Raw genomic sequence first — 22,629 nt, 5'->3', positions numbered from 1 at the left:
GCTGAGATGACAGAAGCATCGATTCCGGTCACCTCGATCGGCACGACCGGCGTCTCACGGTTCGCCGGCATCCTCAGCTCACTGCGCCGCAGTCCAGCGGGTTTCATCGGCTTCGTGGTGGTGCTGCTGCTGGTGCTGGTCTCCGCGATCGGGCCCTTCTTCGCGCCCGACATCGCGCCGAACGTCAAGGAGATCCTGCTCCCGGCCGGCTCCCCGGGCCACCTGCTCGGTACCGACAACGAGGGCAAGGACGTCCTGGCCCAGATGATCGGCGGCGGCCGCACCGTCATCTTCGTCGGATTCTTCGCCGCGGCGATCTCGACGGCCATCGCGATCGTGCTCGGATCGCTGGCCGCCTATCTGGGCGGATGGGTCGACTCCGCGGTGGTCACCGTGGCCGACGTCTTCCTGACGGTCCCCCCGATCATCCTGCTCGCGGTACTCGGCGCGTTCTTCAAGCTCGATTCGCCGATCCTGCTCGCGTTGCTGGTCGGCGTCCTGTCCTGGCCGGTGCTGACCCGGGCGGTGCGGGCGCAGGTCCTCTCCCTCAAGGAGCGAGAGTTCGTCGAGGCGGCCAGGCTGCTCGACCTCGGGACAGTGCGGGTGGTGTTCGTCGAGATCCTGCCGAACATGGCCAGCTTCATCCTGATGAACTTCATGATCGGCGTGACGAACGCGATCTACCAGCTGGTCGGCTTCTACCTGCTCGGGCTGGCGCCGCTGAGTGGGGCGAACTGGGGCATCATGCTCAACCGTGCCTGGATCGCCGGCGCCATCTTCAACGACGCGAGCCTGGCCTGGATCCTCAGCCCGATCGTCGCGATCATCCTGCTGCAGCTCGGACTGGTGATGATGACGAGATCCCTCGAAGAGATCCTCAACCCGCGGCTCCGGGACCGGTGAGCACTGTGACGACTACTTCTTCGAGTACCCGTGCGAAGCGCGGCGGCGAGGGCAAGCCGCTGCTGTCCATCCGCGACTTCAAGGTCGAGTACCGGACCGGTTCCGGTGCGACGGTGCAGGCGGTCCGCGGTGTCGACCTCGACCTGTTTCCGGGTGAGAGCGTCGCACTCGTCGGCGAGAGCGGCTGTGGCAAGACGACGCTCGGGCTCGGCCTGCTGCGGTTGCTGCCGCGGCTCGGGCACGCCAGCGGCCAGGTGACCTTCAACCGCGGCGACGGCACCGAGATCGACATTCTCGGCCTGGACGGCCGGGACCTGCGGCAGTTCCGCTGGCGGGACGCGGCGATGGTGTTCCAGGGCGCGATGAACGCGTTCAACCCGGTGCTGAAGATCCGCGCGCACATGCACGACACGATGCGCGCGCACACCAAGTTCACCAAGCAGGAGATCGAGGACCGGGCCGGCGAGCTGCTCCGGCTGGTGCGGCTCGAGCCGTCCCGGGTGATGGACAGCTACCCGCACGAGCTGTCCGGCGGTATGCGGCAGCGCGTGCTGATCGCGATGAGCCTGCTGCTCGAACCCGAAGTACTGATCCTCGACGAGCCGACCACCGCGCTCGACATCCTCACCCAGCGGTCCGTCGTCGACGTCCTGCACGAGGTCCGCGAGCGGCTCGGGTTCTCGATGATCTTCATCTCCCACGACCTGTCGCTGGCCGCCGAGCTCGCGGACCGGGTCGCCACCATGTACGCCGGTCGCATCATCGAGACCGGCGGTGTCCGGGACATGTTCTACCGGCCGCGGCACCCGTACACGCTCGGGCTGATCAAGGCCGTGCCGCCGATCGTCGGCGACCTGCCGGACATGGAGTCGATCCCGGGCGGACCGCCGAGCCTCGCCGCGCTCCCGCCGGGTTGTACGTTCAATCCCCGATGCAAGTACGCGACCGAGGAGTGCAAGGAAGAGGACCCGCCGTTGCTCCCGATCACCGACGAGCCGGGCGACGCGCACGAGGCGGCCTGCATCCATTGGAAGGACGTGCACCTCCAGCGCGAGGTGCCGAGCGACTTGGGGAACGCATCATGAGCGCGTTGGAGAAATCCCCCGAGACCGCGGGCCGGGCGCCGTTGATGACGCTCGGCGGGGTCAGCCAGGTGTTCCACACCAAGGCCGGTCCGATCCGGGCGGTCGACAACATCAACCTGTCGGTCAACCCCGGCGAGGTTCTGTGTCTGGTCGGCGAGAGCGGTTCCGGGAAGACGACGGCGGCCCGGATGGCGGCCGGTCTCGCCAGGCCGAGCAGCGGTGAGGTCGCGTTCGACGGCACCGACATCTGGGCGTTGAAGCGGGACGACTTCACCACGTTCCGGCGCAGCGTGCAGTACGTCCACCAGGACCCATATGCCTCGCTCAACCCGACCCGGACGATCCAGCAGACGATCACCGCCCCGCTCCTCAAGCACGGCGTGGTGAAGACCAAGAAGGCAGCCGTCGAGAGAGCGACCGAGCTGCTCGCCAAGGTCGACCTGACGCCGCCCGAGAACTACCTGTCGAAGTACCCGCACCAGCTGTCCGGCGGTCAGCGGCAGCGGGTCGCCGTCGCCCGGGCGCTGACGCTGGACCCCAAGCTGATCATCGCCGACGAGTCGACGTCGATGCTGGACGTCTCGATCCGGATCAGCGTGCTCGCGATGCTCGGCCGGCTGCGCGACGACCTCGGCGTCGGGTTCCTGTTCATCACCCACGACCTGGCGATCGCGAAGTACTTCGGCTGGCACGGCAAGACCGCGGTGATGTATCTCGGCCGGATCGTGGAGTTCGGGCCGACGCCGAAGATCATCAACGCGCCGACGCACCCGTACACCCGGGCGCTGATCGACGCGATCCCCGAGCCCGACCCGGACCTGACCAAGACCAAGGGCCGCGAGTCCCTGCGCAGCCTGGAGATTCCGAGCCTGGCGCACCTGCCGTCCGGATGCACGTTCCATCCGCGCTGCCCGCTGTTCGAGGACGGGCTGTGCGACGGGGCGGTCCCCGAGTTGGTCACGATCCGGTCCGGCCAGTCCGCCGCGTGCCACGTAGTCGCGCGGGACGGCGTGGCCGCTCTCGACGACGAGGCACGGTCGGATGAACCGAGGGCCTGATGTCGTCGCAGATCGGCCGGATGGCGCTCAGCTGGTCGGCGTTCCTGGTGCTGGCCAGCGGAGTCCTGTTGCTCACCCTGACGCCGGGCACCCCGGAGTTCGTCGTCACCTTGTTCACCTTGTGTTTGGGCCTGCTACTGGGCCTGGTGGTCGTCGTCGGGGTGGTCATCACCCGGCGCCGGGAAAAACGCGAGGGCGGTAGTTAGTCCCACCAGTAAGTAGTAACTGACCCACATAGGTGTGTGGTCAGTCCAGAAAGGACGAAGGATGAGTCCCACCGGCACCAACGATTCCGGCACCAACGGGACGGGCGCGAGCGCCCTGACCAACGCGATTTCCCGCCGGCACGTGCTCCAGATCTTCGGTATCGCCGGTGTCGGCGTGGCCGGCATCGGGTCTGTGACGGCGTGTTCGCCGAGCAAGCCGAACGCCAGCGGAGGTGACAGCGGCAAGTCCGGCAACAAGGAGTTCCACGGGGCGTACCCGTACCAGTTGCCGCCCAAGGGCCACTTCAACCTGGTCGCCGGTGTCACCGACGGCATCCAGGCCAGCAACAGCCCGTACTTCGACCTCGTCTACCCGAGCGCCGGCATGTACTACTGGGCCGACAAGAAGTGGGAATGGATGATGGCCGAGTCCGGCACGCTGGACGAGGCGACCAAGACCTACACCCTGAAGCTGCGCTCCGGGCTGACCTGGAGCGACGGCAAGCCGGTGACCGCGAAGGACGTCGTGTCGACGTTCAACCTGCGCTGGCTGCTGCGCCAGCAGGACTGGACGTTCCTGTCCGACGTCAGCGCCAAGGACGACACCACCGTGCTGTTCACCATCGGTACGCCGTCCACCGTGCTGGAGCGCTACATCCTCCGCGCCGGCATCCTGCCGGACTCGGTCTACGGTGAGTGGGCGACCAAGGCCGAGACCATGCGGAAGGCCAAGACCAGCCTGGACAGCGCCGAGGGCAAGAAGCTGAACGGCGACTTCCAGAAGTTCCGTCCGGAGAACCCGGTCGTCTCGGGCCCGTTCAACTTCGACGTGAAGAGCATGACCAACGCGCAGATGTCGCTGGTCAAGAACGACAAGGGCCTGTTCGCCGACAAGATCGGCTTCACCAAGGTCGTGCTGTACAACGGTGAGACCTCGGACATCTCCCCGGTCGTGCTGAACAAGGACGTCGACTACGCCACCCACGGTTTCGCGGTGGCCACCGAGAAGACCCTGCAGTCCAGCGGTTTCCGGATCCTCCGGCCGCCGGTGTACTCGGGCCCGGCGCTGGTGTTCAACTACACCGCCCACCCGGAGCTGGCCGACGCCCGGGTGCGGCAGGCGATCGCCTACGTCCTGGACCGCAACGAGAACGGAACCGTCGCACTCGGCGACTCGGGCAAGCCCTGCAAGTTCATGGCGGGCTTCTCCGACATCCTGGTGCCCGACTGGGTCTCGGACGCCGACCAGAAGAAGCTGCAGGCGTACGAGAAGGACGAGGCCAAGGCCACCTCGCTGCTGACCGCGGCCGGGTGGAAGAAGAACGGCGGCAAGTGGACGCTGCCGAACGGCAAGCCGGCCGCCTACGACATCAAGTTCCCGACCGAGTTCGCCGACTGGAACCCGGCCGCCACCAACGCGGCCGACCAGCTGACCAAGTTCGGGTTCAACATCACCAAGCGGGGGATCACGTTCACCCAGCTCAACCCGGACGTCCTGGCCGGCAAGTTCGACATCGCCATCCAGGGCTGGGGCGCGTCGAGCCACCCGCACCCGTACTTCGCGTTCGTCCAAGACCTGTACACGTTCAACTACGTGATCGCGGCGAACTCCGGCGGCAAGGGCATGAACTTCCCGCTGAAGCAGACCACTTCGGCCGGTCCGATCGACCTCCAGCAGGTCGTGGACAAGTCGGCACAGGGCCTGAACGTCGACGAGCAGAAGAAGAACATCACCGCCGCGGCGATGGCGTTCAACGAACTGCTGCCGATCATCCCGCTCTGGGAGCGCTACGGTAACAACCCCGCGCTCGAGGGCACCCGGGTGGCGAAGTTCCCGGCCGACGACGACCCGATCCTGAAGAACGCGCCGTACGCGGACAACTTCGTGATCATGGGCATGTACAAGGGCACGGTCGCGCCGGTCTAAAGCTGCGTCCTATTTAAAGATTGGCGTTCTGACCCGATTGTTTGGTTGGGTCGGCCGGGTGATCAGCATTCGCGAGATCGACCCGGCCGACCTGGCCCTGTTCGACGAGTGGTACGACGCCTTCCGGGCCGGCGCGGTCGCCGGACGGGAGGCCGCGCTGGTGGCCGCCCGCGAGGCGCTCGGGTATCCGCTGCGCAATCCGAGCCCGCTGAAACGGCGGATCGCGGTCGGCGCGTTCGAGGACGACCGGGTGCTCGCCACGTTGCTGTTCGGGTACCGCCTGAACGACAATCTCGACACGGTCGAGGTCGAGATCGACGTACCGCCGGCGCATCGGCGGCGGGGGATCGGTACGGCGCTGTGGCAGTGGGCCGTCACCCGAGCGGCCCAGCTCGGTAGGACGATCGTCCAGACCGAGCTCGGCGTACCGGCTGACGATTCACCGGGGGCCGCGTTCGCGGAGCGGCTCGGGTTCCAGGTGGAGCATGTCGAGGAGCATCTCGTCGTACCGCTGCCGTACGACGACCTGCGGCTGGAGGACCTGCGCTCTTCCGCGGGCCGGCTCGACGGGTACCGGCTGACATCGTGGGCGGGACTGTGCCCGCCGGAACATCAGCAGGCGTACGCCGACCTGCACACCGCGATGGATCTCGACGTACCGACCGGTGGCATGACGCGCGAGGTCGTGCCGTGGACGGTCGAGAAACTGGAGGCGAGCGAGGCGCGGATCAACCGGAGCTACCTTGCCCTGGTGACGATGGCGCACACTCTCGCCGGTGAGCCGGCCGGGTACACGCTGATCTACCTGTCACGCGGGGATGCCGAGAACGCCCAGCAGGACGACACGCTGGTCCTGCGGGAGCACCGCGGCCACAACCTCGGGACCCACCTGAAGCTGGCGAATCTCGACCAACTGGCCAAGCACCGTACGACGCAACGCTTCCTGCACACGTGGACCGCGCTGACCAACGCCCCGATGCGCAAGGTCAACACCCGCTTCGGTTTCCGCGCGGTCGAGCAGCACCGCGAACTGGAGCTCCGCCTGCCCAGCCTTCGCCCGGCGGCGCGCGGCGTGATCCTCGATCCTGACGACCGCATCCTGCTGGTCCGCTTCGAGTTCGGCGACGGGCCGCTGTGGGCGACACCCGGCGGCGGTCTGGAGGCCGGCGAAACCGTGGTCGAGGGTCTGCGACGCGAACTCGTCGAGGAGGTCGGCCTCCGGGACTTCGCCGACCCGCCGCACCTCTGGCACCAGGAAGTAGTTGCCGACGGCCACGCCACCGGGTACGACGGTGTCCTCAACGACTACTTCCTGATCCGCACGGACCACTTCACACCAGCCGGCTCGCTGACCGCCGAAGAGCTCCGCGCCGAGAACGTTCACGGCATGCAGTGGTGGACGCTGGCCGAGCTGGAAGCGCACGCGGGACGGTTCGCCCCGCGAGAGCTCCCCGCGCTGGTCCGCAGATTGCTCGAGTCGGGTCCGCCGAGCATGCCGGCCCGACTGGGGATCTGAGCTGCAGATTTGGGCCCCTTGCCCGCTGAGCGGGCCGCGGCGGTAGGTTCGGGGTATGCGTGAATCCCAGCTCGGTGACCTGACCGTCTCGGCCCTCGGCCTCGGCTGCATGGGGATGTCCCAGTCGTACGGCGTACGCGCCGACGACTCCGAGTCCATCGCGACGCTGCACGCGGCGATCGACGCGGGCTGCACCTTCCTCGACACCGCCGACGTGTACGGCGACGGCGAGAACGAGGAGCTCGTCGGCCGCGGGCTGGCCGGCCGCCGTGACCAGGTGGTACTCGCGACGAAGTTCGGCTTCAAGCGTCCGGCGTCGGCCTCGGCGCTGCCGTCCGTCGTCGACGGCTCGCCTGCCTACGCACGCGAGGCCATCGACGCGTCGCTGCGACGGCTTGGCGTGGACCACGTCGACCTCTGGTACCTGCACCGCCGCGACCCGCAGGTGCCGATCGAGGAGACGGTCGGCGCGATGGCCTCGATGGTGGAGGCCGGCAAGGTGCGGTACCTCGGGCTGTCCGAGGTGAACGGCGAGACGGTGCGCGCGGCCCACGCCGTACACCCGATCGCCGCCGTCCAGAGCGAGTGGTCGCTGTGGACGCGGGACCCGGAGACCGTCGTCCTGCCGACGCTGCGTGAGCTCGGGATCGGGTTCGTGCCGTTCAGCCCGCTCGGGCGCGGGTTCCTCACCGGGCAGATCAAGTCGGAGGCGGACTTCCCTTCAGATGACATGCGGCGGGGGTTGCCGCGCTTCCAGGGCGAGAACTTCCAGCGGAACCTGGACCTGGTCGCGCAGGTGCAGTCGCTGGCCGCCGACAAGGGTGTGACCCCAGGGCAGTTGGCGCTCGCCTGGTTGCTTGCGCAGGGCAATGACGTGGCCCCGATCCCGGGGACGAAGCGGCGCACCTACCTCTCGGAGAACCTCGGTGCCCTGGATGTCACGTTGTCGGCTTCCGAGTTGGCTGCGCTCGACGAGGCGTTTCCGCCGGACGCGGTGTCGGGGCAGCGGTACACCCAGGGCGGGATGGACCTGGTGGGCAAGTGATCGCCGTCACCGGTTCGACCGGACAGCTCGGGTCGCGGATCGTCGCACGGTTGACCGACGTACCGCTGCGGTTGATCGTGCGGGATCCGGCGCGGGCTCCGTCGGTGCCGGGTGCCTCCGTCGCGCAGGCGGCGTACGGCGAACACGCAGCGTTGCTGTCGGCGCTCGACGGGGTCGACGTACTGATGTTGCTGAGCGCAACGGAGTCGGCGGATCGGGTGGCGTTGCACAAGGCAACGGTCGACGCGGCGGTGGCAGCGGGTGTGCAGCGGATCGTGTACACGTCGTTCGTCGGAGCGGCTGCGGGTGCGACGTTCACCTTCGCCCGGGATCATTGGCACACCGAGGAGCACATCCGATCGACCGGGGTCGACTTCACGTTCCTGCGGGACAACCTGTATCTCGACTTCGTGCCCGGGTTCGTGGGTTCGGACGACGTGATCCGCGGGCCGGCGGGGGACGGGCGGGTCGCCGCGGTCGCTCGCGACGACGTGGCCGCGGTGGCGGCGCAGGTCCTCACGGGGTCCGGTCACGACGGCGCCACCTACGACCTGACCGGGCCGTCAGCGTTCACGCTGGCCGAGGCGGCGGCGGTGTTGACGGAGGCTTGGGGCCGCAAGGTGCGGTACGAGGCCGAGACGCTCGACGAGGCCTACCGGTCCCGCGAGTCGTACGGCGCCGCCCCGTGGGAGGTCGCCGGGTGGGTCACGTCGTACGCGGCCATCGCCAGCGGCGAGATGGGGAACGTCTCGACCGCTGTCGCCGACATCACCGGGCGCCAGCCGATCGGCCTCGAGGAGTATGTCGGTCGCGGGTGAGACACTGACGTCGTGCCGCTCTACCGGGATCAGGCGATCGTGCTGCGCACCCAGAAACTGGGTGAGGCGGACCGGATCGCCACGCTGCTGACCCGCGCCAACGGCAAGGTTCGCGCGGTCGCCAAGGGCGTCCGGCGTACGTCGTCACGCTTCGGCGCGCGGCTCGAGCCGTTCAGCCACGTCGACCTGCAGCTCGCCACCGGCCGCACCCTCGACGTCGTCACACAGGCCGAATCGATCTCGGCGTACGGCGAAGGCATCGTCAACGACTACGCCCGCTACACCACCGGCACCGTCCTCCTCGAGACCGCCGACCGCCTCGTCGTCGAGGAGAAGGAACCCGCCACCCAGCATCACCTGCTCCTGGCCGGCGCCCTGCGCGTCCTCTCCACCGGCGAACGCGAACCGGCCCTGGTCCTCGACTCGTTCCTGCTGCGCTCCCTCGCGATCTCCGGCTACGCCCCGTCCTTCGACGACTGCGCCCGCTGCGGCGAACCCGGCCCCCACCGCGCCTTCAACCCCGCCGCCGGCGGCATGGTCTGCACCACCTGCCGCCCACCCGCCTCAGCCATGCCGTCCCTCGCCACCGTCGCCCACCTGGCCGCCCTCCTCACCGGCGACTGGCCCACCGCCCTACAAGCCGACCCCCGAACCCGTAGAGAATCCACCGGCCTGATAGCCGCCTTCTTCACCTACCACCAAGAAAACCAACTCCGCTCCCTACCCCACCTAGACCTAACCCCCAACTCCCACCAAACCGGCTAACCCCTCACCGCTCACGCGTCGGCCAACCGGTCGGGCCTGATGTCCTGCGGGCTGGGCGCGGATACCCGGTCGCCGGCTGCGGGCGTCCGGGCGTCGGGTCTGAGCCGGACCATTGCAGGCTGCGACGCGGCTCCGCGTACTGGGCTACTGCCGCGGCTCGGGCCTGGTCCTCGGGGATGCCTCGCGAGGCACCGGCGGGTAGAAGCGCGCGGGTTGAGCTCAACGGCTGTTGGCCGGACCAGGCGTGCGCGATCGCTCTCTTGGTGTCCAGCTCTGCCTGACGGGCGACTTGGCTGCCTCTGGCGTCGGGTCGACGGTCCCCGAAGCGGTTGAGCCCGGGCTGCTGGTCGTCCGGATGACGGCTGAGCCGAGCACAAACATGTGCGTAGACGTCGTTCGGGCCGCGGCGGGGTTTGACCGCGAGTATCTCCCGCCGAGGCCGTTCGCCGGGAGCCGCCGGTCCCATCTCGCGAAACACCAACCGGTAGTCAGCCTTGCGGGCAGGATCTGATCGGACGTACGCCGTCACACAATCGCGGAGATCGCCCTTTCCCGGCTCGCAGCCGAGCGCATGGTGTCCGTCGGTCGCCCCGGTCCGAAGTCTCTCGATCTCCCGCAGGACCTCGCGGTACAGCTGGCGGGCAGCCGACGACGCTCTGGCCTGCCGGCGCAGGAAGTGCACATCCTGATGGGCCTTCTCGATTCCGACGATCAGGTATCTGGTGTCATCGGTCATCGCCCTCTGACCTCTCCTCGGCACGTATCTCGTCGAGAAGCTCGCGGGTCAGGGGATCGTTGGCAGCCCATTCGTCCAGGTCCAGGGGCCGGCTGCCGGGAAGTGGCTCCGTCGCGTACCTCCGCACAGTCGGGTCGTCCACGACACCGGCCGGTGGGTGATCGTCGCCGCGAAGGTCGCGGTACTGCGCCGTCGACATCACCACGGCCTCCGGCTCACCGTCCTCACCCCACACCACCGGACCACCGGCACCGACCCGCGCGGCCGCCACGAGCTGCGGCAGCTGTTGCGCAAGCACCGCTGGCTCGATCACCTCGTCCGCGACCGCGAACTTGCCTTCCCCGCCGAGGTCTTCGAACTGGTCGTACGTGAGCATGACCGCCTCAGGAACCCCGTCCCCAAAACTGAACGCCCATGCACCCGCCCGAAACCGCGCAAGCACCCCCGCCAGGTCCGCCCGAACCTCATCAACAGAAGCCCAACTCGTCATACCCCGAATCTATTGCCTGCCGCGCCCACCCCGCGGAACTTATCCACAACCCCACCCTCGGCACCCGCCTGCGTACCTGGAAGAGGGGCCACCGCCCGGCACCCGGAGCACCTGCGCCTGCCAGGTGCAGGGGTCTCCAGCTCCGCAATCACCGCCCACAGCGCCTTCGAGCCACCTGGTGAGAACGGTCTGCCTCGGAGCGTCTCGGTCGTCGTACCGCGCCGGTCCGGCACGCGCCCGGCGGGCGAGCCTACCGGGCGTTGTGCCGCTGGCAGGTTGTTGTGCCGCTGCCGGGTTGTAGCGCACCAGCGATCAAACAACCCGCCAGCGGGCAGCGTCACGGGGGAGGAGACGACATTGGCGCGCCGACCCGCCGCCGGGCGAAGACACCACCCGTCGAACTCCAGGCGGCATTTCGTCCGCCGACTCACACGACTCGACGCCCCGGATCGGAAGGCAACCACGGCTGCCCGGCGCAACGGACCTCGGTCAACGCAGCCGCAGTACCTCGGAGGTATTCTGCGCGACCGGAGCAAGCTGACTTACTTGTCCTGCTCGGCGCCCTTCGCGCGCTCGGCCGACTTCGAATCGCCGGCCTTCCGCGCCTCAGGAGCCGCATCCGGTGCCTTCGGCGTGCCAGGCCCAGGCACACCCTCGAACGCGGCGTACTGGGCCGACCCTCGCTGGTTAGCCGTCAACACCGGCGAACTCCCACGCTGCTCCGGCGGCACCACGGTGTTGAGCTTCTGAGCAAACCCCCGAAGCTCCTGCCCCTCAGCCATCGTGTCAATCAACGCCGACATCGTCTGCGGCTCCCGCCGATTCCGGTCCAGCATGTCCTGCAACCCCGCCTGCACCGGCCCCGGATCTTCCTCGAGTTTGCGAACCAGGAACTGATTCAAACTCTCGACCCGCATCGCATGTGGCCCGGAAGAAGGCGGATCGAAGTCCTTCAAGTTGTCCGTGACAAGCACATGCGACCCACTATGGACAGCCCCCGCCAACACGTGTTTGTCCTTGGGATCAGCCCGCATCTGATCCTGCAAATCCCGCGGGGGAGCCGACCTCATAGCCCGTGGGAATGCCTTGTTCATGTTGGCGATGCGCCTGTCGATGGCTGCCTCGGGCAGCCCCGGCGGCCGGTTTCGCCGCATCTCATCGATGACATGCTGAGTCCACCGCGGCGCGAAAGCGCCGCGTCGTGCGACAGACAGCAGTACGTCGGTGGTCAGCTGACCGCGGACCACGTTGGCATCGAGGAACGCACGCTCCGGCGCTGTCGACTCCGGCGTGCCGGACTCCGTCATGCCGACTACTCCTCGTCATTCCGCGAATCGTCGTCGGCCATCATCGCGTCGAGTGCGGCGCCCTGCTCCTCGTAACGCTGATTGTTCCACTCGATGACCTCTGCGAGATTCACCCAGTCGACGTACTGCGTGGACCTGAACGGTACGGCGCCTTCCGCGACGTACTCCCGCAGTTCGTCCCGCGCCATACCGATCGCATCAGCGGCCTCGTCGATCGGGAGCTCCGTCCGCAACGGCACGATCTTCACCGCCCGGCCGGCCCGCATCGCCTCGAGCACATGCTGGACCGCCCGATAAGCCAGCTGCGGGATCTCCTCCCGCACCCCATCGGGCCCGATCACCGCCAGCCCGTCAGGGATGGTGCCCCGGTCGTCCTCGTCCAGGAGGTAGATTCGCGAGTCCATCTCGGGCCGAAACATGTGCGAAATTCTAGTCGCCCACAATCCCCACGACGCTGGATCTTCGCCATTGTGGATAACACGAGCGAGGAAGCACAGTTCCTGGCGTGATAACCGCCTTCTTCACCTACTTGTCCTGCTCGGCGCCCTTCGCGCGCTCGGCGGACTTCGAATCGCCGGCCTTCCGCGCCTCAGGAGCCGCATCCGGTGCCTTCGGCGTGCCAGGCCCAGGCACACCCTCGAACGCGGCGTACTGGGCCGACCCTCGCTGGTTCGCCGTCAACACCGGCGAGGTCCCACGCTGCTCCGGCGGCACCACGGTGTTGAGCTGCTGCGCAAACCCCCGAAGCTGCTGCCCCTCAGCCATGTTGTCGATGAGAGCCGACATCGTCTTTGGTTCCCGTCGGCTGCGGTCCAGCATCTTCTGCAGGCCCTGTTGAACTCGCTGGGGGTCCTCGTCGAGCTTGCGGTTGAGGAACTGGTTGAGACCCTCGACACGCATCGCGTTCGGCCCGGTCGACGGTGGGTGGAAGTCCTTGAGGTTGTCGGTGACCAGCACCTGCGACTCGCTGTGCACGGCTCCCGCCAGAACGTGCTTGTCCTTCGGATCGGCCTGCATCTGATCCTGCAGCTCCTGCGGCGGAGTCTCGGTCATCGCATCCTCGAAGGCGCCGTTCATCATCCCGATCCGCCGGTCGATGGCCTTCTCCGACAGCCCTGGCGGCCGGTTGCGGCGCATCTCGTCCATCACGTGCTGAGTCCAGCGGGGCTCGAAGACATCATTGTCGGCCAACGACAGCAGTACGTCGGTGGTCTGCTGCCCGCGAATCACGTTCGCGTCCAGGAACGCCCGCTCGGGCATCCCGGAGTTGGGCGAATACGCTGACTCCGTCACGCGGCCTACTCCTCCTCGTCGTCAGCGAACATCTCGTCGAGAATCGCACTCCTGCGTTCGCGGCGCGCGTTGTCCCAGTTGATGACGTCAGCCAGTCGAACCCAGTCGACGTACTCAGAGGACCGGAACGGAATGTCACCTTTGGCGACGTGCTTGCGGAGGACGTCACGCCCGACACCGAGCGCATCGGCTGCCTCGTCGACCGGCAACTCCGTGCGGAGCGGAACGACCTTGACCGCCTGTCCGGCCCGCATCGCCTCGAGCGCATGCTGCACCGCCCGATACACCGCCGGCGGAATCTCCTCTCGCGTGCCGTCCGGCCCGATCACCGCAGGCCCACCAGGCACGATCCGCCGCTCGTCCTCGTCCAACAGATAGATCCGCGCATCAGTAGTCGGCCCAGCCATACCCAGATCCTAACCGCCACCCGGGTCCCAGCTCCGCGCTCGGCGATCCGCGCAAGCCTGTGTGGACAACCCGAGCACGGGACGTACGACGGTCCGCGGGAGCGCGGCTAATGGTCCTGCTCGGCGCCCTTGGCCTTCTCCACGCCGTGTTTGCCACCGGCTTTCCGTGCCTCCGGAGCCGTCGAAGGGGCCGCTGGCACACCAGGCTCAACCATGCCCTCAAATGCGGCGTACTGCGCCGACCCCCGCTGGCTGGCCGCCAAAACCGGCGAACTCCCACGCTGCTCAATCGGCACCACAGTATCCAGCTTCTGAGCAAACTCTCGAAGCTCCTGCCCTTCAGCCATCGCATCAATCAGAGCCGGCATCGTCCGCGGATCCCGCTTGTAGCGACTCAACATGTCCCGCAGCGCACCCTGAACTCGGTCGGGGTTCTCGCGGAGTTTCCGGTTGAGGAACTGGTTCAGGTTCTCGACCCGCATCGCGTCAGGTCCGCTCGACGGCGGATCGAAGTCTTTGAGGTTGTCGGTGACGAGAACTTCCGATTCGCTGTACACGGCACCCGCCAGCACGTGCTTGTCCTTGGAATCGGCCCGCATCCGGTCTTGCAGACCCTGCGGAGGAGCCTCCGTGAACGCGTCTGGGAACGCACGGTTCATCGTCCTGATACGCCTGTCGATGTCCGCCTCGGGCAACCCGGGCGGACGGTTACGACGCATCTCGTCGATGACGTGCTGAGTCCATCGCGGCTCGAACACGCGGCGGTTCGCCAACGACAGCAGAACGTCGGTGGTCTGCTGCCCACGGATCACATTGGCGTCGAGAAAGGCTCGCTCGACATTGGGCGATTCCGGCCCTTCCCTCTCGGTCATGACGTGCCGTCGTCGTCCGCGGGGTCGCCCCCCATCAGCTCATCCAGTGCGGCCTGCTGCTCCGAGTAACGCCTGTTGTCCCATTCGATGACGTCTGCCAGCCGTACCCAATCGACGTACTCGCTCGACCGGAACGGGACTGCGCCCTTCGCCACGTTCTTCCTCAGGTCGTCCCGCCGCATCCCAATCGCGGCAGCCGCCTCGTCGATCGGCAGCTCTGTCCGGAACGGACTGACCTTCACCGCTCTCCCGGCCCGCATCGCGTCGAGTACGTGCTCCACCGCCCGATACACCTGCGGCGGAATTTCCTCCCGCACCCCGTCCGGCCGGATGACCGCAGGCCCGTCCGGCGAGGTGTGCCGTTCGTCCTCGTCCAGCAGGTAGATCCGCGCGTCCATCGTCGGCTCAAACATGAATGGATTTTAGTCGCCGGCGGCGCGGTCCGGCGCAGGCCGCTCGTCCCTTGTGGATAACTCCCGAGGGCAGAGATAGTGCCGAGAACGACGCGGCGTCGCTTGCGGAGGGCAACGTCCAGGGTTGACGGCGTCGGGCAGCTGGCCCGCCCGACGATCGGAACGGGACATCCGCTTCGGCAACATCTTCCGCAGGACAACGCGTCCGATCCTTCGCGCTAACTGCCTCGTCGATCGGCAGCTCCGGGCGGGAACTCCTCCCGCACCGACTCGGCTCCACCGCCGCAGGCGCTCAGGCACAACCCGCGGCACCCGCATCCAATGTCCCCGTCAGCATCCACCCGCCGCCGGCGCGACAGCATCGCCACCGTCCGGATCAACGAGTACTGGGACAGCTTCGCCAATACGCAGCTGGGTCTCGGCTTGCTGAGTCATCGAGATCTGCCCGGTGTCGCCGAGGGTGCTCTGCCAGGTGATGTCCCACTGCGCTACCGCGGTCACCGGGTACTTGCAGTTCGGCAGCTTCCGCGACGTCTTCACATACCGATGCCCGCAGGTAGGCGAGGCCTTCACGCCCATCGACTTGTCGTACGGCGTCCCTGGCCCCTCACATCGAACCGTCTTACCGTCGCCCATAGACCAGTTGATCGCCTTGACCTGAGCAGTAGCCGTAACCGACAACCCCGGCACACTCGCCGACCGCACGATCGGCCCCCAGGTGTTCTCCGTCTTCCTAACCCACAACCAAACCGGCATGTTCACCAGCCCGATCTGCCCCGAGCCTGGCGCCGTGTTGATGAGAGGTGCAGCCAGATGCATGTCTGCAATCGCCTCATAGACCAACGTCACCGGATCGACAACTACTGTGTCGGGCTTGCCAGGTATCCATACCCACTTGGTGACGAAGCGATCGTCGTACTCACTGACACAGGTCCATATTGCGCCGTCGGTGTGGCCCTGCCACGCGGGGTCGCTGCGCGGAGGCTGAGGATCGAGTCGCCGCAAGTAGCATTGCCGGCTGTTCGACCAGTTGCCCAAGACCGACGTACACGTATGCGCGGCGCCGCCCTGCAAACAGATTCGTTCCGGCCGCTTCGTGATCGACTTGACAGGTTTCTTGCCGCCGGTCTTGACGGAGCCTGGCTTGTGGCTGGTCGTCTTGACGAACCAGTCACAAATGGCCAAAGCCTTGATGCATTTCCAGACGTAATTTGGTCCCGGCTTGGGGGCACGCGTTTCGCCGGCGTCTGCTTGCAACGGCTGAGCAATCGTCGCAACCGTTATGGTCAGCGTGAGAAGCAGCTTGGATGCGGACTTCAGCATGCGCCCAACTCCTGCTCGGCGATCAACCACCAACGTTTCGCGCCGCCCGTCGCAGACGGTGCGTAGACGACGCTGGACGAGACCTTCTTGGGTTTCTTGGTCCCGGTGCCGGCTGACACCGGTTTGTTGTCTGCCTGGGAGCGGATGACGACTGCAGAGCTGTCGATGCAATTGATGAGCCGGACCTCTGGTTGCTCCAATTTGAGGTTGACGGACGACACCTGGAGGGTCGTGATCTTCGTACGGCCGGATTCGTACCAGCCGTACTCCTGGAAGGTGGTGAGGTCCTCCAGCACCGTGGTCATCCACGCGCCTCCGTTGCCGGCGCTCGCCAGCTTGGCCTGGTCTGCCTTGGCCGGTGATGCCAAGGCGGTGTCGATCGCAGCGCGGGCCACTGTGTACTGCTTCTTCGCTGCTGCGATCGCCGTCTGCTCCGCTGGCGTCCAGGTCGGGGTGGATGGTGCGGTTGGCGTCGGGGTGGCTGCAGCCGAGGTTGTGGTGGGGGTTGTGTTGGGCCGGCCGGCTTCGGGGGAGCCGTTGCAGGCGGTCAGCAGGGTGAGGGTGCTGAGCGTGGCGACGGCGGCGAGTAGCGGTCGGCGGGGCATGTGGTGGGGCTCCGTTCTTGAGTGCTGTTGGTGTAAGGGTGGCATACGGAGGGTGTTCGGCGGGGTGGGTTGTCCACAGGTTGCAGGTTGCTGCAATGAGGTGTGGTGGACGGTGGTTGAGGAGGGCGGCTTTGTGCATCCAGTCCGTACGGCGCGGGCCTGCGGATACGGATTCGGTGCACAAAGCAGTCCGGTGAAGGCGTGAGGTGGGGGTGGAGGGCTGGGGGCGGGGTGGGAGACTGCGGGGTATGCCTATTGGTCGTCGGCGGGGTCGTGGGTTGGTGGGGGCTCGGGGAGCGGAGAAGGTGGTGGTGGCGCCGGAGCCGCATCCTTCGGGGGCTCGGGTGCCTGACGTGCCTAAGGAACTGGTGCCGAGGCATGTGGCGATCGTGATGGATGGGAACGGGCGGTGGGCGAAGCAGCGGGGGCTGCCTCGGACCGAGGGGCACAAGGCCGGTGAGGCTTCGTTGCTGGACGTGATCAAGGGCGGCATCGAGATCGGGGTGAAGTACATCTCGGCGTACGCGTTCTCGACTGAGAACTGGGCCCGGTCGCCCGAAGAGGTGCGGTTCCTGATGGGGTTCAACCGTGAGGTGATCCATCGGCGGCGCGACGAGCTGGACGCGATGGGGGTCCGGGTGGTGTGGTCCGGGCGGCGGCCGCGGTTGTGGAAGAGCGTGATCGACGAGCTGGAGTACGCGCAGGAGCGGACCAAGGACAACGACACCATCACCTTGCAGTTCTGCGTGAACTACGGCGGCCAGGCGGAGATCGCCGACGCCATGCGGGAGATCGCCAAAGAAGTTGCCGCCGGCAAGCTGAAGCCGGACCGGATCACCGAGAAGACGATCGCCCGGCATCTCTACGCGCCCGACATCCCCGAGGTCGACCTGTTCGTCCGGTCGTCCGGGGAGCAGCGGACGAGCAACTTCCTGGTCTGGCAGCTCGCGTACGCCGAGATGGTGTTCCTGGACACGCTCTGGCCGGATTTCGACCGTCGGGACCTGTGGCGGGCGATCGAGATCTACGCGCAGCGGGACCGGCGGTACGGCGGCGCCGTACCGAACGAGGTCGCCACCGAGCGCTGACCCCGCAGTACGGCGGGCTCGCCCTGGGGGTGGGAACCGGAGACAGACCCACGAGCGTCTACGCTCGTTGTGCGAGGCATCGATCGTGACGGGAGCAGGAGCGTGCGGCGGACGAAGGGTGAGAGCTGATGGCTGACGAAGAGGAATTCGCCGGCCTGACCGACCGGATCGCGACGGCCGTGACCCAGACGCAGGGAACGCTGCAGTCAGTGGCCAACGAGCTCAGTGACGAGCACATCGGCCGGATGCTGGGCCGGCGGATGGAAGAAGTCCAGATGCTGAGACCGGGCGTCGACAGCGTCCGCGCGCTCGAGCAGGGGATCGACAACGCCGAGGGCGCGGCCGTGGAGCCGGCGAAACAGGCTCTTGTCTCCACCTTTCGGTCGTACCAGGTCGAGGCCGGGAACCTGTCCAGCCGGATCGGAGCGGCCCAGCGGGACCTCGACGGTCTCCGCGAGTCCCTGCATCAGAGAGGTGGGGCCCTCAAGAACGCCCTCCGGGATCTGGAGCGCATCGAGCAACTGCCGGACCGTGCAACCGACGACGTGGCGAAGCTCCGCGGGGGCGTCGAGTACCTGAACACTGTTGTCGACGTCGTCGACCAGCGGGTCGAGCAGATGATGGGCGAACTGTCCCAGGCGCGGTCATCGGCCAACAGCCTCGAGAACTCCGCCGCCAGGATCGACGGCACGCGCAGCCACTCCGCCGAGATCGGCTCCGCGACCCGTGAGATCGGAGGCGCGATCTCTCAGGCACAAGGACAGGTCGGCAACCTGCGGACGGAACTCGACAAGAACAGTGCGGGATTCCGGAGGATCGGTCAGTTCGCTGTCGACGTCGCCAACCAGGCGTCGGCCGAGAAGCAGCAAGCGGACGTTGAGAAGGCCCAGCTGGCCGACGCTGCGCGGGCAGGCTTCACGCCGCAGCCCGCGGTGGATCCGCGGATCGCCTACTCCATGGGCGCGCAGGAGTACCGTCCCGACACGGACGGACAGTCGAAGGACCGGGGACAAGGTCGCTAGCCGGTCACCGTCCGGGCGAGGGGAGTAGGCCGCGTTCGATCGCCACGGTCACGGCGCGGGTGCGGTCGTCGACGTCGAGCTTGGCGAACAGGCGCTGGAGATGCGTCTTCACGGTGGCCTCGCCGATGAACAGTTCGCGCCCGATCTCCGCGTTGCTGAGACCGCGGGCGACAGCGGCCAGCACCTCGAGCTCGCGCGGCGAGGGTTGCGCGGCGGCGGGTGCGGCCGGCGTACGAAGACGTGACATCAGCCGCGCCGCGACCGGCGGGGCGAGCACGGTTTCACCGCGGGCGGCGGCCCGGATCCCGTTCAGCAGTTCGGCATGCGGGGTGTCCTTCAGCAGGTACCCGGCGGCGCCGGCCTCGACCGCGCGCAGGATCTCCGTGTCGGTGTCGTACGTCGTCAGCACCAGTACCCGCGTCGCCGCGTACCCGGAAACGATCGCTCCGGTTGCAGCGACCCCGTCCATCCGCGGCATCCGCAGATCCATCAGTACGACGTCCGGCTTGGTCGACTCCACCAGCGCGAGCGCCTCGGCCCCGTCGCCGGCCTCGCCGACCACCTCGATGTCGTCGGTCACCGACAGCATCCCGCTCAGTCCTGAGCGCACCACCGGGTGATCGTCGACCACCAGAACCCGAATCACACATCCTCCTGTACAGCCGGAATCAGGACCTGGACCCGGGTGCCGCGACCCGGCGTACTCTCCACCTCGACGGTGCCGCCGGACTCCTCGACCCGGCCGCGCATCGCGTTCAGCCCGAAGCCGCCCGACACCGACCCCGGCGTGAATCCGGTCCCGTCGTCGCGGATCTCGATCCACACCCGACCGTCCGACAACCCCAGCGTGATCAGCACCTGCGTGGCCGCCGCATGCTTGCGTACGTTGGCCAACGCCTCCTGAGCCGACCGCAGCAAGACCACCTGCTGCGCCTGCGGCAACGCCGTGACCTCGTCATCCGGCAGGTCCAGCGAGACCTGTACGTCGACACCGGTCTCGGCCGCGAACCGCTCCGCCTGCCGACGCAGTACCTCGGTCAACGTTGCCTCCGACAACGCAACCGGGGTGAACGCGGCAACCAACGCACGCGCCTCGGCCAGGTTCTCCCGCGCAGTATCCTCGATCGCCGCGAGCCTGGCTGCTGCGCCGTCAGCCCCACCCCGGGAAAGTTCGACGGCGGCGGCCTGCGCGAGCATCACGATCGAAGTCATCCCCTGTGCGAGCGTGTCGTGGATCTCCCGCGCCATCCGCTCGCGCTCGGCCATCACGCCGGCGCTGTGGTGCGCCTCGGCGAGTTCGTCCCGCGCCGACTCGAGCTGCTCGATCAGCTCGGCACGCTGCTGGCTCTGGGTGATCACCTTCTCGATCCAGATCCCGAACAGCAGACTGACCACGAGACTGACCAGCATCCACGGCAGGATGCTCCAGAACGCGTCCCAACCCCACCCGGCGCTCCACAACTGCGCCGTACCGACGCCGATCACCAGCAGCAGGCTGAGCCCGACCCCTTCGCGAATGTCCGCGCACAGCAGCCATATCTGCGCCGACGCGATGAACATCAGGAACACCGACTGCGGATAGATCCCGATCAGCACCATCAGGCAGGCGATCAGCACCAGCCGATAGGCGTACGACGGGAGCGCCCGCCGGGACCGGATCGCGCGCAGCCCGATGAACTGGTACGCCGCCCCGAGAACCACCACCGTGCCGGCGAACAGGGCCTGCCGCACCGCCCCGAGGTCCCCGAGGAACGACAGCGCCAGCGTCATCCCGAGCAGCACCCAGAACACGATGTGCCAACCGATCAGTGTCCGTGTCCACACGGGCTGTCCGGCGCCACCGCGAGAGCTCTGCACGGACCCCATCTTCCTCCACAGGCGGATCCACACACGAGGACCGGTCCACGCCGGTGACAGCTCGGTACGACGCCGCTCCGGAAGGGAGGACGTCGTACCGGAGAGTTGGTTCATCAGCCCGCGTCCCGGCGGGTCCAGCGGAACACCCGCTGGGCGAGGAACAGGCCGAGGATCAGCCAGACGGTGAGCACGATCGCGCCGGTGCCGAGCTGCCAGGAACCGCCCGGCTCGTTCACCTGGAACCCGTCCGGCAGGAACACCGACCGCATCCCCTGGGCGAGCCACTTGAGCGGGAAGACCGAGGCGACGTCACGCATCCAGGCCGGCAGGCTGCTGTAGACGAAGTACACACCGGACATGAACTGCAGCAGCAGGACGACCGGCGTGATCACCGCGGACGCGGCCTTGCCGGACTTCGGTACGACGCTGAACGCGATCCCCAGCACCGACCCCGACGCCGCGCCGAGGATGAAGATCCAGGCGAAGTCCAGCCACTTCGACGGCTCGGTCGGGATGTCCACCCCGAGCACCAGCCCGGCGATCACCAGCAGCAGCGCGAACTGTGCGATCGAGGTGACCAGCACCTGGCCGATCTTGCCGATGAAGTACGACTGCGGGGGCATCGGCGTACCGCGGAGCCGCTTGAGCAGGCCCTCGTCGCGCTCGAGCGCGATGCTGATTGCGAGTGACTGGAAGCTGCTCAGGAAGATGCCGGAGGCAATCATCCCGGGGGTGAAGTAGGTCGCGGCGTTGACGCCGTTGAAGTCGGTGCTGCCGAAGACGGCCGAGAAGATGCCGAGGAAGATGATCGGGAAGAAGAAGGTGAAGATCAGAGCCTCCTTCTCGCGGAAGAACTCGCGGACCTCGAGCTTGGTCCGGGCCAGGCCCACTGACAGCGTGGACGGCAGCGGCTTCGTGGTGGTGTCGGCCATCAGAGTGCTCCAGCTTCGATCGCGACAGCGGCGTCGGCGGCGTTGGCCTTGCCGATCAGGTCCAGGTAGATGTCTTCCAGACTCGGGCGGCGGACCTCGAGCTCGGGTACCTCGCCGTCGAAGCGCTGCATCAGCGCCGCGACCTCGGCGGTCGGTCGGTCGGTGCGCAGTTCGTGCGGTCCGTCGGCGTCGCTCCATGAGACCCGCGCCGTCCGGGCGCCACGCCCGCCGAGCGTCTCCGGCGTACCGATCTCGATCATCCGGCCGTCGGCGATCACCCCGACCCTGTCGGCGAGGTGCTCGGCCTCGTCCAGGTAGTGGGTGGTCAGCAGGATCGTCGTACCGCTGGTCCGCAGGTTCTCGATCAGGGTCCAGAACTGCCGGCGCGCCTCGGGGTCAAACCCGGTCGTGGGCTCGTCCAGGAACAGCAGTTCCGGGTTGCCGATCACGCCGAGGGCCACGTCGAGCCGACGGCGCTGACCGCCGGACAGCTTGCGCGGCCGGGTCTTGCGCTTCTCCTCGAGCCCGACGGCGGCGATCACCTCGTCCGGGTCGCGCGGGTTCGGGTAGTAGCCGGCGTAGTGGCTGACCAGTTCGAGGACGGTCGACTCGGCCTCGTCGCGGGACGTCTGCAGCACGATCCCGAGTCGGCTGCGCCACCGGCGGTCGCCGTGTGCCGGGTCCGTGCCCAGGACGCTGACCTCTCCCTCGTCGGCCCGGCGATACCCCTCCAGGATCTCCGTGGTCGTGGTCTTGCCGGCCCCGTTCGGGCCGAGCAGGGCGAACACCTCGCCCCGGTGGATGTCCAGATCGACGCCGTCGACCGCGACCTTGTCCGGGTACCGCTTGACCAGGCCGCGCACCCTCACTGCGTTGTCGTTCTCCATGCCTCAACTCTCGCGGCCAACCACCGTCCCCGGGAGCACCGCCCGACGGACTCACTGTCCCCCGACCGGTGGAC

At 67.5% G+C, this 22,629-nt stretch carries 25 protein-coding genes; 11 read left to right on the top strand and 14 right to left on the bottom strand.

Annotated features, from left to right (window positions below; genetic code table 11):
* The first annotated feature begins 6 nt into the window (after nt 1-6).
* From EV649_RS04605 to recO, 9 genes are all read left to right on the top strand, one after another.
* Complete coding sequence (locus tag EV649_RS04605) at nt 7-903, top strand: ABC transporter permease (RefSeq protein ID WP_130380821.1); 897 nt, start codon at nt 7-9, stop codon at nt 901-903.
* A gap of 5 nt (nt 904-908) precedes the next feature.
* Entirely contained in the window at nt 909-1,988 is a 1,080-nt protein-coding gene (locus tag EV649_RS04600; protein WP_238175189.1) for an ABC transporter ATP-binding protein, read from the top strand.
* Nucleotides 1,985-3,046 carry an ABC transporter ATP-binding protein gene (locus EV649_RS04595; RefSeq protein ID WP_130380819.1) on the top strand — a complete coding sequence of 354 codons (1,062 nt, stop codon included), beginning with the start codon at nt 1,985-1,987 and terminating at the stop codon, nt 3,044-3,046. The genes EV649_RS04600 and EV649_RS04595 overlap by 4 nt, the downstream gene beginning before the upstream one ends.
* Complete coding sequence (locus EV649_RS04590) at nt 3,046-3,252, top strand: hypothetical protein (RefSeq protein ID WP_130380817.1); 207 nt, start codon at nt 3,046-3,048, stop codon at nt 3,250-3,252. Before EV649_RS04595 ends, EV649_RS04590 begins: the two co-directional genes overlap by 1 nt.
* A gap of 61 nt (nt 3,253-3,313) precedes the next feature.
* Entirely contained in the window at nt 3,314-5,179 is a 1,866-nt protein-coding gene (locus EV649_RS04585) for an ABC transporter substrate-binding protein (RefSeq protein ID WP_130380815.1), read from the top strand.
* A gap of 58 nt (nt 5,180-5,237) precedes the next feature.
* On the top strand, nt 5,238-6,695 hold the full coding sequence (locus EV649_RS04580; RefSeq protein ID WP_130380813.1) for a GNAT family N-acetyltransferase: 1,458 nt from the start codon (nt 5,238-5,240) through the stop codon (nt 6,693-6,695).
* A 55-nt stretch (nt 6,696-6,750) separates the two neighbouring features.
* Entirely contained in the window at nt 6,751-7,740 is a 990-nt protein-coding gene (locus EV649_RS04575; RefSeq protein WP_130380811.1) for an aldo/keto reductase, read from the top strand.
* Nucleotides 7,737-8,558, top strand: coding sequence for an SDR family oxidoreductase (locus tag EV649_RS04570; protein ID WP_130380809.1), 822 nt, complete (start codon nt 7,737-7,739; stop codon nt 8,556-8,558). The genes EV649_RS04575 and EV649_RS04570 overlap by 4 nt, the downstream gene beginning before the upstream one ends.
* Nucleotides 8,559-8,570: 12 nt before the next feature.
* Nucleotides 8,571-9,323: a DNA repair protein RecO gene (gene recO / locus EV649_RS04565; protein ID WP_130380807.1), complete on the top strand. Its 753-nt coding sequence runs from the start codon at nt 8,571-8,573 to the stop codon at nt 9,321-9,323.
* Between the two features lie 4 nt (nt 9,324-9,327).
* On the opposite strand, the gene EV649_RS04560 is transcribed toward recO, so the two are convergent.
* From EV649_RS04560 to EV649_RS04515, 10 genes are all read right to left on the bottom strand, one after another.
* The gene (locus tag EV649_RS04560; protein ID WP_130380805.1) at nt 9,328-10,059 is read right to left on the bottom strand and encodes a hypothetical protein; all 732 of its coding nucleotides are present in this window, start codon (nt 10,057-10,059) and stop codon (nt 9,328-9,330) included.
* Nucleotides 10,049-10,435, bottom strand: coding sequence for a hypothetical protein (locus EV649_RS04555; protein ID WP_130380803.1), 387 nt, complete (start codon nt 10,433-10,435; stop codon nt 10,049-10,051). The genes EV649_RS04560 and EV649_RS04555 overlap by 11 nt, the downstream gene beginning before the upstream one ends.
* A gap of 656 nt (nt 10,436-11,091) precedes the next feature.
* Nucleotides 11,092-11,856: a PIN domain-containing protein gene (locus EV649_RS04550; protein WP_130380801.1), complete on the bottom strand. Its 765-nt coding sequence runs from the start codon at nt 11,854-11,856 to the stop codon at nt 11,092-11,094.
* Nucleotides 11,857-11,861: 5 nt separating this feature from the next.
* Nucleotides 11,862-12,275: a hypothetical protein gene (locus EV649_RS04545; RefSeq protein WP_130380799.1), complete on the bottom strand. Its 414-nt coding sequence runs from the start codon at nt 12,273-12,275 to the stop codon at nt 11,862-11,864.
* Nucleotides 12,276-12,381: 106 nt separating this feature from the next.
* On the bottom strand, nt 12,382-13,149 hold the full coding sequence (locus EV649_RS04540; protein ID WP_130380797.1) for a PIN domain-containing protein: 768 nt from the start codon (nt 13,147-13,149) through the stop codon (nt 12,382-12,384).
* A 5-nt stretch (nt 13,150-13,154) separates the two neighbouring features.
* Nucleotides 13,155-13,556, bottom strand: coding sequence for an excisionase (locus tag EV649_RS04535; protein WP_130380795.1), 402 nt, complete (start codon nt 13,554-13,556; stop codon nt 13,155-13,157).
* Nucleotides 13,557-13,663: 107 nt separating this feature from the next.
* Nucleotides 13,664-14,428, bottom strand: coding sequence for a PIN domain-containing protein (locus EV649_RS04530; RefSeq protein ID WP_130380793.1), 765 nt, complete (start codon nt 14,426-14,428; stop codon nt 13,664-13,666).
* Nucleotides 14,425-14,841, bottom strand: coding sequence for a hypothetical protein (locus EV649_RS04525; protein ID WP_130380791.1), 417 nt, complete (start codon nt 14,839-14,841; stop codon nt 14,425-14,427). The genes EV649_RS04530 and EV649_RS04525 overlap by 4 nt, the downstream gene beginning before the upstream one ends.
* Nucleotides 14,842-15,171: 330 nt before the next feature.
* Nucleotides 15,172-16,164, bottom strand: coding sequence for a hypothetical protein (locus EV649_RS04520; protein ID WP_130380789.1), 993 nt, complete (start codon nt 16,162-16,164; stop codon nt 15,172-15,174).
* A complete protein-coding gene (locus EV649_RS04515) occupies nt 16,158-16,769 on the bottom strand; it encodes a hypothetical protein (RefSeq protein ID WP_130380787.1) in 612 nt (203 codons plus the stop codon). Before EV649_RS04515 ends, EV649_RS04520 begins: the two co-directional genes overlap by 7 nt.
* A 248-nt stretch (nt 16,770-17,017) precedes the next feature.
* Here EV649_RS04515 and EV649_RS04510 point away from each other — a divergent pair, with 248 nt between their 5' ends.
* Both EV649_RS04510 and EV649_RS04505 read left to right on the top strand, forming a co-directional pair.
* Entirely contained in the window at nt 17,018-17,857 is an 840-nt protein-coding gene (locus EV649_RS04510) for an isoprenyl transferase (RefSeq protein ID WP_277875615.1), read from the top strand.
* A gap of 128 nt (nt 17,858-17,985) precedes the next feature.
* A complete protein-coding gene (locus EV649_RS04505) occupies nt 17,986-18,879 on the top strand; it encodes a hypothetical protein (protein WP_130380785.1) in 894 nt (297 codons plus the stop codon).
* A gap of 4 nt (nt 18,880-18,883) precedes the next feature.
* On the opposite strand, the gene EV649_RS04500 is transcribed toward EV649_RS04505, so the two are convergent.
* From EV649_RS04500 to EV649_RS04485, 4 genes are all read right to left on the bottom strand, one after another.
* The gene (locus EV649_RS04500) at nt 18,884-19,525 is read right to left on the bottom strand and encodes a response regulator transcription factor (RefSeq protein WP_130380783.1); all 642 of its coding nucleotides are present in this window, start codon (nt 19,523-19,525) and stop codon (nt 18,884-18,886) included.
* A complete protein-coding gene (locus EV649_RS04495; RefSeq protein ID WP_241997704.1) occupies nt 19,522-20,703 on the bottom strand; it encodes a sensor histidine kinase in 1,182 nt (393 codons plus the stop codon). Before EV649_RS04495 ends, EV649_RS04500 begins: the two co-directional genes overlap by 4 nt.
* A 146-nt stretch (nt 20,704-20,849) precedes the next feature.
* Nucleotides 20,850-21,668: an ABC transporter permease gene (locus EV649_RS04490; RefSeq protein ID WP_130380781.1), complete on the bottom strand. Its 819-nt coding sequence runs from the start codon at nt 21,666-21,668 to the stop codon at nt 20,850-20,852.
* On the bottom strand, nt 21,668-22,555 hold the full coding sequence (locus tag EV649_RS04485; RefSeq protein WP_130380779.1) for an ABC transporter ATP-binding protein: 888 nt from the start codon (nt 22,553-22,555) through the stop codon (nt 21,668-21,670). The genes EV649_RS04490 and EV649_RS04485 overlap by 1 nt, the downstream gene beginning before the upstream one ends.
* Between the last annotated feature and the right edge of the window lie 74 nt (nt 22,556-22,629).

The sequence above is a fragment of the Kribbella sp. VKM Ac-2569 genome, from assembly GCF_004216905.1.
Lineage (GTDB): Bacteria > Actinomycetota > Actinomycetes > Propionibacteriales > Kribbellaceae > Kribbella.
This window is presented reverse-complemented; position numbering and strand designations above follow the sequence as displayed.

Bases quoted from the DNA above. Each gene is read 5' to 3' on its own strand.
- EV649_RS04530 (WP_130380793.1), bottom strand. From the start codon at position 14,428: ATGACCGAGAGGGAAGGGCCGGAATCGCCCAATGTCGAGCGAGCCTTT.
- EV649_RS04505 (WP_130380785.1), top strand. From the start codon at position 17,986: ATGGCTGACGAAGAGGAATTCGCCGGCCTGACCGACCGGATCGCGACG.
- EV649_RS04510 (WP_277875615.1), top strand. From the start codon at position 17,018: ATGCCTATTGGTCGTCGGCGGGGTCGTGGGTTGGTGGGGGCTCGGGGA.
- EV649_RS04605 (WP_130380821.1), top strand. From the start codon at position 7: ATGACAGAAGCATCGATTCCGGTCACCTCGATCGGCACGACCGGCGTC.
- EV649_RS04590 (WP_130380817.1), top strand. From the start codon at position 3,046: ATGTCGTCGCAGATCGGCCGGATGGCGCTCAGCTGGTCGGCGTTCCTG.
- EV649_RS04550 (WP_130380801.1), bottom strand. From the start codon at position 11,856: ATGACGGAGTCCGGCACGCCGGAGTCGACAGCGCCGGAGCGTGCGTTC.
- EV649_RS04515 (WP_130380787.1), bottom strand. From the start codon at position 16,769: ATGCCCCGCCGACCGCTACTCGCCGCCGTCGCCACGCTCAGCACCCTC.
- EV649_RS04595 (WP_130380819.1), top strand. From the start codon at position 1,985: ATGAGCGCGTTGGAGAAATCCCCCGAGACCGCGGGCCGGGCGCCGTTG.
- EV649_RS04490 (WP_130380781.1), bottom strand. From the start codon at position 21,668: ATGGCCGACACCACCACGAAGCCGCTGCCGTCCACGCTGTCAGTGGGC.
- EV649_RS04575 (WP_130380811.1), top strand. From the start codon at position 6,751: ATGCGTGAATCCCAGCTCGGTGACCTGACCGTCTCGGCCCTCGGCCTC.
- EV649_RS04555 (WP_130380803.1), bottom strand. From the start codon at position 10,435: ATGCTCACGTACGACCAGTTCGAAGACCTCGGCGGGGAAGGCAAGTTC.
- EV649_RS04485 (WP_130380779.1), bottom strand. From the start codon at position 22,555: ATGGAGAACGACAACGCAGTGAGGGTGCGCGGCCTGGTCAAGCGGTAC.
- EV649_RS04560 (WP_130380805.1), bottom strand. From the start codon at position 10,059: ATGACCGATGACACCAGATACCTGATCGTCGGAATCGAGAAGGCCCAT.
- EV649_RS04520 (WP_130380789.1), bottom strand. From the start codon at position 16,164: ATGCTGAAGTCCGCATCCAAGCTGCTTCTCACGCTGACCATAACGGTT.
- EV649_RS04525 (WP_130380791.1), bottom strand. From the start codon at position 14,841: ATGTTTGAGCCGACGATGGACGCGCGGATCTACCTGCTGGACGAGGAC.
- EV649_RS04545 (WP_130380799.1), bottom strand. From the start codon at position 12,275: ATGTTTCGGCCCGAGATGGACTCGCGAATCTACCTCCTGGACGAGGAC.
- EV649_RS04535 (WP_130380795.1), bottom strand. From the start codon at position 13,556: ATGGCTGGGCCGACTACTGATGCGCGGATCTATCTGTTGGACGAGGAC.
- EV649_RS04585 (WP_130380815.1), top strand. From the start codon at position 3,314: ATGAGTCCCACCGGCACCAACGATTCCGGCACCAACGGGACGGGCGCG.